The organism is Lysinibacillus parviboronicapiens, assembly GCF_003049575.1.
Taxonomy (GTDB): domain Bacteria; phylum Bacillota; class Bacilli; order Bacillales_A; family Planococcaceae; genus Lysinibacillus; species Lysinibacillus parviboronicapiens.
On sequence record NZ_PYWI01000038.1, the window covers coordinates 20,526 to 28,334 of the forward strand.

The 7,809-nt window shown below is 34.8% G+C and carries 15 protein-coding genes; 12 read left to right on the forward strand and 3 right to left on the reverse strand.

The window, feature by feature from the left end; all coding sequences use genetic code 11:
- The first annotated feature begins 7 nt into the window (after positions 1 to 7).
- From C9J35_RS24645 to C9J35_RS20665, 8 genes are all read left to right on the forward strand, one after another.
- On the forward strand, positions 8 to 142 hold the full coding sequence (locus C9J35_RS24645) for a hypothetical protein (RefSeq protein ID WP_268807945.1): 135 nt from the start codon (positions 8 to 10) through the stop codon (positions 140 to 142).
- A gap of 299 nt (positions 143 to 441) precedes the next feature.
- A complete protein-coding gene (locus C9J35_RS20640) occupies positions 442 to 936 on the forward strand; it encodes a hypothetical protein (protein ID WP_153062978.1) in 495 nt (164 codons plus the stop codon).
- Between the two features lie 36 nt (positions 937 to 972).
- Positions 973 to 1,245, forward strand: a complete 273-nt coding sequence (locus C9J35_RS25140) for a PcfJ domain-containing protein (RefSeq protein ID WP_438941218.1) — start codon at positions 973 to 975, stop codon at positions 1,243 to 1,245.
- A complete protein-coding gene (locus C9J35_RS20650; protein ID WP_167396027.1) occupies positions 1,224 to 1,529 on the forward strand; it encodes a PcfJ domain-containing protein in 306 nt (101 codons plus the stop codon). Before C9J35_RS25140 ends, C9J35_RS20650 begins: the two co-directional genes overlap by 22 nt.
- Entirely contained in the window at positions 1,526 to 1,891 is a 366-nt protein-coding gene (locus C9J35_RS20655) for a DUF3102 domain-containing protein (RefSeq protein ID WP_054768719.1), read from the forward strand. The genes C9J35_RS20650 and C9J35_RS20655 overlap by 4 nt, the downstream gene beginning before the upstream one ends.
- A complete protein-coding gene (locus C9J35_RS20660) occupies positions 1,888 to 2,376 on the forward strand; it encodes a hypothetical protein (protein ID WP_107926562.1) in 489 nt (162 codons plus the stop codon). Before C9J35_RS20655 ends, C9J35_RS20660 begins: the two co-directional genes overlap by 4 nt.
- Positions 2,376 to 2,528: a hypothetical protein gene (locus C9J35_RS23790; RefSeq protein WP_167396028.1), complete on the forward strand. Its 153-nt coding sequence runs from the start codon at positions 2,376 to 2,378 to the stop codon at positions 2,526 to 2,528. Before C9J35_RS20660 ends, C9J35_RS23790 begins: the two co-directional genes overlap by 1 nt.
- On the forward strand, positions 2,503 to 2,721 hold the full coding sequence (locus tag C9J35_RS20665; RefSeq protein WP_107926564.1) for a hypothetical protein: 219 nt from the start codon (positions 2,503 to 2,505) through the stop codon (positions 2,719 to 2,721). The genes C9J35_RS23790 and C9J35_RS20665 overlap by 26 nt, the downstream gene beginning before the upstream one ends.
- 201 nt (positions 2,722 to 2,922) lie before the next feature.
- Here the strand turns inward: C9J35_RS20665 and C9J35_RS20670 are convergent, their stop codons facing one another.
- The gene (locus C9J35_RS20670) at positions 2,923 to 3,138 is read right to left on the reverse strand and encodes a hypothetical protein (RefSeq protein WP_268807946.1); all 216 of its coding nucleotides are present in this window, start codon (positions 3,136 to 3,138) and stop codon (positions 2,923 to 2,925) included.
- Positions 3,139 to 3,585: 447 nt separating this feature from the next.
- Here C9J35_RS20670 and C9J35_RS20675 point away from each other — a divergent pair, with 447 nt between their 5' ends.
- Positions 3,586 to 3,819 carry a DUF3850 domain-containing protein gene (locus C9J35_RS20675; RefSeq protein WP_054768714.1) on the forward strand — a complete coding sequence of 78 codons (234 nt, stop codon included), beginning with the start codon at positions 3,586 to 3,588 and terminating at the stop codon, positions 3,817 to 3,819.
- A 42-nt stretch (positions 3,820 to 3,861) separates the two neighbouring features.
- Here the strand turns inward: C9J35_RS20675 and C9J35_RS20680 are convergent, their stop codons facing one another.
- Together C9J35_RS20680 and C9J35_RS20685 are read right to left on the reverse strand one after the other, a co-directional pair.
- A complete protein-coding gene (locus C9J35_RS20680; RefSeq protein WP_107926568.1) occupies positions 3,862 to 4,566 on the reverse strand; it encodes a DUF421 domain-containing protein in 705 nt (234 codons plus the stop codon).
- 329 nt (positions 4,567 to 4,895) lie between these two features.
- Entirely contained in the window at positions 4,896 to 5,141 is a 246-nt protein-coding gene (locus tag C9J35_RS20685) for a gamma-type small acid-soluble spore protein (RefSeq protein ID WP_107926570.1), read from the reverse strand.
- Between the two features lie 187 nt (positions 5,142 to 5,328).
- Between C9J35_RS20685 and C9J35_RS20690 the strand changes: the two genes are divergently transcribed.
- From C9J35_RS20690 to C9J35_RS20700, 3 genes are all read left to right on the forward strand, one after another.
- Entirely contained in the window at positions 5,329 to 5,532 is a 204-nt protein-coding gene (locus tag C9J35_RS20690; protein ID WP_107926572.1) for a hypothetical protein, read from the forward strand.
- A 22-nt stretch (positions 5,533 to 5,554) separates the two neighbouring features.
- Entirely contained in the window at positions 5,555 to 5,800 is a 246-nt protein-coding gene (locus C9J35_RS20695) for a hypothetical protein (RefSeq protein WP_153062979.1), read from the forward strand.
- A 1,274-nt stretch (positions 5,801 to 7,074) separates the two neighbouring features.
- Positions 7,075 to 7,422 carry a hypothetical protein gene (locus C9J35_RS20700; protein WP_054770092.1) on the forward strand — a complete coding sequence of 116 codons (348 nt, stop codon included), beginning with the start codon at positions 7,075 to 7,077 and terminating at the stop codon, positions 7,420 to 7,422.
- Positions 7,423 to 7,809: the final 387 nt, after the last annotated feature.

Here is a 7,809-nt window from a genome sequence, read left to right on the forward strand (position 1 = left end):
TACTGAGGTGAATAGTTTAACTAAAGCAGAAGAACAACAAGTGCGGGATCACTTTTCGGAGATTGATAAAAAAATGATTATTACGCAACGAATGAAGCGCTTAAAGAAAGTAAGTACATTTTTGTATCAAGCGGAAAGGTAAAAAAAGGGTACTGTACGCATTGTCACGCTAAATTTTATGTAGAAGAAGCTGTAAAGCAAAATGCATCAGCTACTTGTCCTAAGTGCAATTCTAAATGTACTTACAAAAAGGATTGGTTAGGTCGTAAATACTTAACAGATTCAGCTTATTTTCTATGGTTTGAAAAGTCATTAGTAAATCCCAAAATGATTGTAGCGAGTTGGGTGCATTGCAGTAGAAGCTATAGCGTGTTTTACGAAAATGTTAAGACAACATGTAAAAGAACAGCGCTTTATACGTTCGAAATAGGGCAGAGTGAGATGTATAAAGTTTATACATGGAGAAATAACGAGCTTAGTAAATGCAGTTCCGTGTATAGCTATGATACTGGTAGCTTACCAGACAAGATTTCTATTCAAAGCTTAATAGATGCAACGCTAGGTACGCCATTCGAATTTTCAGGATGGGAAAATTATGGTCATTACACTTTATTGAAATATTTTGCTTTATTTTCAGAAATGCCGAATATCGAAGTGTTGAGCAAAAACGGTTTTAAAAATGTTGTAGAAGCAAAAATTCACGGTAAACCACTACACAGAACGATTAACTGGAAAGCTTTTAAGTTACATGATTTTTTCAAAATATCTAAACAAGATTACTTAATGATGAAGCGGACGGATGCTACAGGTATGCATGTCATGTACGCACCGAGTTTTACAATCGGTTTATGGTTGTGGCAGCAAGCGCGGAAAGAGGAGTTGAAAATGCCCTACGAACAAATGATTAAAGGGTGTAACATGTGCACGGATATTTAGTTTAAAAAAATAAAAAAATATTGCACCATTCACCGTATTTTTAATTATGCACAAAAACAATTCGAACTAAGTAGTAAACATTATGCATCACCTTCGCAAGTATTAGTTACCTGGTCTGATTATATCGGAGATTGTCAGAAGCTTGAATTAAATTTGGATGATGAAGTGGTTTTGTATCCGAAGAATTTGAAAAAAGCTCATGCAAGGACAATTAAATTAATCAAAATCAAGAACGATGAGGTTGCTAATTTAAAAATCCAAAAGCGTTATGAGAACTTAAACACCTGGTGCTTGAATCGAATGGATTGATAATCAGACCACCTGAGACATTTAAGGAAATTGTAGACGAAGGTAAGCGACTAAAACATTGTGTTGGCACTTATGCTGAGCGCTACAGCAAAGGGGAGTGTACGTTGCTCCTTATACGAAATGCAAATGCTCCATCTGTTCCATTTTATACAGTGGAATTAAGGGGAAATGAAGTAGTCCAAGTGCGCGGTTTTGAAAATAATCCTTCAACAGAGGACGTGCAAGCTTTCATCGATACATTCAAAAAACAAAAACTTACTAAGAAAGCGAGGAAAGCGGTATGACGCAATTAATCACAGAACGGTCCACGGATGTAATAGCAGCAGAAATCAATGCCATTAAATTTCAAACACAAACTATGATGCTCCAGGCTTCATCTGAAATCGGAAAGCGGCTTATTGAAGCGAAAGGACAACTTCAACATGGAGACTGGGGTAAATGGTTGAAAGAAAACGTGGAGTACAGTCAATCCACAGCAAACAACTTAATGCAAATTCATACGGAGTATAGCGCAAATTCCCAAGTGCTTGGGAATTTGAGTTATACAAAAGCAGTGGCTCTTTTAGGTATCGATGCTGAAGAACGAGAAGCCTTTGTTCAAGAAAATAATGTGGAAGAGCTATCTAGTCGGAACTACAAAAGGTGATTAAGGAGAAACAGAAACTTGAAAAACAAATTGCTCAACAAGAAGCAGATGCCACAAAAGAAAAGAGTTTATTAGAAAAGGATATTCAGGACCTTGAACAACAGTTAGAAGATGCTCGGGAACAGTCCAGTGACAACGAAGTTTCTGAAAAAGAGATTAATAGATTAACACAAGAATTAGCGGTTGCTGAGTCCAGGGCTAAACAGTTAGAAGAAAATTTGAAAGCCAAGCCTATTGAAGCGGCAACAGTTGAAATAGTACCTGAATCTGTTCAAAAAGAGTTGGACCAGCTGCGAAGTAAAATGAATGAAGCGACGGATCCGGCAGAAGTAAAATTCAAAATTCGATTTGAATCCTTAGTGAATGAATTTAATTCAACTTTAGAAGTGCTTAGTGAAATAGGCGATAGTGTCACCCAATCTAAATATACAAACGCTATTCATAAATTGATGGATAAAATGCGGGCCACTTTGGAGGGGGAATAATGAGAAACGTAAACGCCAGTATTCAAGAAGTCATGCTACCGCTTCAATTTTTCAGAGATCATTGCGTTCGAATCAAATCGGGCATATATGCGGTGCATTATTTAGAAGCAGTAGAGGGGGTGCGTGATGACAGAACCATATTGGAATGCTAAACATGGAGGGTATCTCAAGTGTCCTGTAAAGGAATGTAATCATATAGGTATTGTTATTACGAAAGCGCATTGTCGCATAGTGCATGGAATGACTCGCGAAGAAGTTCGCAAGCAATATGGGTTTCCTAAAGGTGTGTCAAAACTGAATCGTAAACAAATTGAAAAAATGAAAAGGGTAAAAGGAGGATATTAGCCAATGCTGAGTATTACAAACAAGCGAATGGTAACAACACGAAAGGAACATCCGTGTTTTGGTTGTGCTGAGGCAATAAACAAAGGTGCAAGCGCAGCATTCAGGATGGCTACTTCTACCCTAGTTTGAATCTTTTCTAATTCCTACTAATATACCTCTTAAGTCTTTTTAGAGATTAAAAAAAGCCGACTCTTTAGACGGCTATACCTCGTTCTTGTCGGTTTGATTTATATATTTCCAGACGATAATCATTGGAGCGAAAATTATGACTAGCCCCATAATTACAAGACCTGGAGCGTCATCTAATTCTGACAAAAGGATGAAAAGTGACATGCCTGATAGAGCGTATAAGATACTTGCTATTATTGCATAAATTTTCAAAAACTTTACTTTTTTATCTGTTTTCATGGAATACACCTCTTTATTTTTTTGATTGGCAAGTATTGATTATAGTTTATTTCTTATCGTTTTTCAATAAATAGTTATTGTTAATTGTTTTTTTATTGTTATCAATTACTTGTTTTGATTTTAGATAAAGATAAAAAGCATTCCCTCATGAAAAGTAGCGACCTCCAAACTCCCTCGCCGGGTGGCAGGTTCTACCAAAAAGTTGAAATAACAAAACATTAAGTATTTTGGATAGTTCTAATAACAAAGTAGGAAATTATAAAAGGGTCACTGTGGCAATCATCAGTGACCCCAGAAATTGGAGGTATAAAGCAAATGGATTAGCTTTATACACTACTATTATTATGATGTGATATGTAATTTTATGTGGGCGTTTGACTGTGAAGAAGAATGAACTTGTTAAACAATCTGATGATTGTGTCAGAAAAAAATGTCCAATAGAAAGGGGGCATGGAAATGGCTAAACATGAACTTAAAATACTTCCTGAATATCTTGAATCAGTTGTAAATGGCTCTAAAACGTTCGAAATACGTAAAAATGACCGCAATTTTTCAGTTGGTGACACTATCTTTCTTAATGAATTTGATGGTGTGAAAACGACTGGACGTTGGACGGAAAGAGTCATTACTTATATTACAGATTACGAACAAAAGGAAGGATATATAGTTATGGGAATTGCTAGACCTTAATGAACAATATTAGGAAATTAATAAACGAGGTAGGTGCTGCCTTTATTTGTACAGGAAAACTTGCAAGTTATCATTTTGGTCGATTGTCGCTAATATGACATCTTTAATGTCTACGTTATATGTTGATGTAAGATTATTTTTTAGCCAATCCTCAGTAAACTTAGATTTGTTTAATTCATGGTAATCAATTTTTCCTTCTTGAATGAGGACAGAAGGGAGGGAAAAAGGTTTAGGTACTATCTTTAAATCTGCTCGCGTTGGAGTTTGGTGTTGCGGATGAATAAAACTTGAAATAGATCCGTCTGGTTCCCATAAAGCGAGAGCGATTTTTTGAATATCTTCTACCTTTTCTTTTCTTAACTCTGATAAAAGAAAATCAACAGAAATCCTTGCCTTTCGTAAGTTTGCGGAAACAATTTTCCCGTTTTTAATAAGTGGAATCGGAGGTGGGTCCATAAAATGTCGAAACGAAATCCATTTCATACTCAATAATACCCCGAGTAAATATAAAATAATTAAAACCGACATGGTAATCATGGAACCTTTTAATCCTAATCCTTCATCAGACAAGGGATGAGCAATGATATTACCAAGAGTTATTGCCATAACAAAATCGAGTAACCCCAATTGAGCAATTGAACGTTGCCCCATAATTTTTGTCGCAAAAAGTAAAAAGAAAAAAGTAACAATCGCTCTTAGAACCCATTGTATTGCTGTAAGTGATTCTTGCCCATGAAAGAAATCCACAATGATACATCCTTTCCCGTTAAATCTTTATTTATTATCTCCTTTAACATCATTATTATGTGTTTGTCACGCTAATGGGGGCTTGATTTGAAGAAAAAACTGTGTAAAAAGATAAACTAAAAACTATAGCAAAGACCTAGCTAATTACTTAAACCCACCAACATTTTTGTGTTGCCACATACACTCCACACAAGAAGAACGTGTGAAACTGAGTGGTTAAAAGATGATATGTCTAATCTTTAATTACTGAACAATATGAGGATTTTATTTAGCAGGGGATAATAAAAAACCAGCAGAAAAAAGATTGCCGGTTTGGGCTTATTATCAACTTAATTTGTATTGTTTCCGTAACCATTATTTGCGTTACGACCAGAAGCTTGTATTTTCTTAGCTTCTGCTTGCTGAATTTGTTGTTTAACTTGGTTAACATCAGTCTCAGTCCCGAATTCTTCGTTCATTGAGTTCATTGCATTCGGAGTTGCAAAACGACCTGAAGCTTGATTTTTGTTAGCTTCGGCTTGTTGGATTTGTTGTTTGATTTGGTTAACGTATTGATTGTTGTTATTATTTGGCATGGGTTTCACCTCCTGAATTTAGTCTGTTCAGAACATGTTTTATTATCCTTATATTTTTTTCAAATTTGAAAAATTGCTGGAATCAACAAACTATATTTAATAACCAAAAATCCCTAGATATTCACAGAATAAAATATGGACATGTTGCTCACGATAAGCTGAATATTTTCTAAAGGGGATGGATTTAATGTTCAATCGTTCATTAGCACATAATGGCGTATTTAGATTACCACCAATACAACGAAAAAATGACTCTGAGTTAGATGTTGCTATTGCTGACCTTGAGAAAAGGGGATTTCGTTTAGTTAGACGTGGCAAAACACCTAATCGATATCGGTGTGATACAGCATGCCTTCGAGTTTGGGCCATTATGGAAAAATATATGTATTAGTAAAAAGATTTGTAGTAGGAAGGTGAGAAAAATCAAAGGTTACATGGCTTCGTTTCATAAAAGGAAAAATACGAAAGTTTATGTAAAAGAAGTAACATTACTCGAAATTGGCGGTATTTATTATCACATAGAAATTGAAGGGGATTTATTAGTTGGGGAGGATTTACGCAAGCCAATAAAAGAGAATAATAAAGTGTATATATATGATTGTGACGAAAATTCTGTATTAGTTGTTGCAGATGAATATATTCGCAATATTTGCTACTGAACATTTTGAGAAAATTATAAAAGGGCCACTGTGGCATCATCAGTGACCCAAAAAAATAGAGATATAAAGAAATGGATTAGCTTTATACCCTACTATTATTATGATGTGGTATGTATTTTTATGTGGGCATTTGACTCTGAATACGAAAGAACTTGTTAAACAATCTGATACTGCACAATATGAGGATTAATCGCAAGATTTGGAATGATGGGATAGCAAAAAGCAATTACAGTTTGGGGCGATGCAAAAGCAGCTATCCCGAAACTAATATATGTAATGGGGTTTAATACCATTCCAACTGTATGAAAAGAATTTCTAAGTGACAAATGGGATTACTAAACAAATATTATAGGGTCACTCGTAGGAAAGTGACCCTGAACTAACAATTCAGGAGGTGCCAAGCTAAGCGAAATTAGCTTAACACTACTATTTATATGATTGGATAACTAGGTTTGTATAGTTCATTGCCTTTAAATAGATAAAAAGTAAAAAAACCGTAGCGTTATTACACACTACGGTAAACAAGGGTCACGTGTGGGAGTGACCCAATGTTCAAAAAAGGAGTGATCTTGAGTGATCTTGGTATCTTGTAAGGCTAAATTAGCTTTACATTATTATTAATATGAAGTTATAGCTATGTTTGCATAGTGAATTGCCTTGAAATGATTAAAAAATAAAAAAGCCTCGAGCATGCATGTCAGACTCTACATTGCTCCAGGCATTACTGAAGGTTGTATAAACAGTGTAACTATTCTGACAAATTATGCAAAGATTATTTAAAAGAAAATATGTAGTATATCTGATTTTAATAACTGGTTGGTAGAGGGGAATAACCGCTATGAGTAGTGTGTGGGTTTCCGGTCGGCGTTGTAGTTCACCGAGCGTATTCATAGCGGTTATACAAAGAGTATTTACAGATTCATGAGAATTTATACTAACATTTTTTTAATAAGGAGATGTAAAAGTTGCAATTCAAAAAAGGATCACTTCCATTTTAGAAAGTGATCAGGTGTTAAGCTTATTATCCTCAAGAAATAACGGAAAATATTTCGACAGGTCACTTTTCATTTTATGTACTAAATAGAGATTATGTTAGGCGTTACTCCATTATAAATAAAGCTGCAGCGAGCGAAATCTCTGCAGCCTTAAATAGCGTGAGAACACTATAGACACTCTTATTTTGTCCAGATTTTATCTTATTTATACATCAAAACAGAGCGTGATACGCCACAACTCACAATTAAGTAAATTAACAAATAAGGTAGGTGCTGCAAATGTACGAATGGTTGAAGGATTATCGTAAACTCGAGGAAGAAATAGCGTACCTTGAATTTAATCTGAAACGAACAAAGAAGGAGTTAGGACGCTGGACCTTAGGCGATCTATCAGATGTAAAGCTGACATCAGAGAGCGACGGAGCAAAATTAGAGGAACAAATTGAAGCTATAGTGTATGAGTTAGCTCACAAACAAAACGATCTATATGATTTAAAAAGATTGATATGTACTTTTAGTGGCTTGGAATATAAGATTCTTTATCGGAAATATGTAGAGGTTAAAACAATTGAGAAGATAGCGGAAGAACTGGGGTATAGTCCACGATATATTTATAATAAACATTAACAGATGTTAAGAATGATGGACTATGCACAAAGGTTAAGTTAACAAAAGGTTAAGTGTAGTACGCTTCCTGTTTTCTATTGAATATCTGTAATAAGATGATAACGTACAAATTTGTAAACAAGTATACAACTAAATAGACGTTTGTGGAACGTCAACACTACAGAGTCACATCTAACCAGATGTGGCTTTTTTATTATTCTTTTAAAAATTAAATTGTTAAATAAGTTTAACAACTTTATAATAGTGCTAATTAAATAAGGTTTATGAGATGGTTTCATGCCATATCCTAAGATGTTTATTAATATCTCGTGTCAAAGACCACAGCGTAATGATGACTTTATAGAGAGAAAGGGAGAGTCGATCAAATGATTAACAACACAAAAAATC

Bases quoted from the DNA above. Each gene is read 5' to 3' on its own strand.
- C9J35_RS20640 (WP_153062978.1), top strand. From the start codon at position 442: ATGTATAAAGTTTATACATGGAGAAATAACGAGCTTAGTAAATGCAGT.
- C9J35_RS20655 (WP_054768719.1), top strand. From the start codon at position 1,526: ATGACGCAATTAATCACAGAACGGTCCACGGATGTAATAGCAGCAGAA.
- C9J35_RS23790 (WP_167396028.1), top strand. From the start codon at position 2,376: ATGAGAAACGTAAACGCCAGTATTCAAGAAGTCATGCTACCGCTTCAA.
- C9J35_RS20665 (WP_107926564.1), top strand. From the start codon at position 2,503: ATGACAGAACCATATTGGAATGCTAAACATGGAGGGTATCTCAAGTGT.
- C9J35_RS20675 (WP_054768714.1), top strand. From the start codon at position 3,586: ATGGCTAAACATGAACTTAAAATACTTCCTGAATATCTTGAATCAGTT.
- C9J35_RS20685 (WP_107926570.1), bottom strand. From the start codon at position 5,141: ATGCCAAATAATAACAACAATCAATACGTTAACCAAATCAAACAACAA.
- C9J35_RS20690 (WP_107926572.1), top strand. From the start codon at position 5,329: ATGTTCAATCGTTCATTAGCACATAATGGCGTATTTAGATTACCACCA.
- C9J35_RS20700 (WP_054770092.1), top strand. From the start codon at position 7,075: ATGTACGAATGGTTGAAGGATTATCGTAAACTCGAGGAAGAAATAGCG.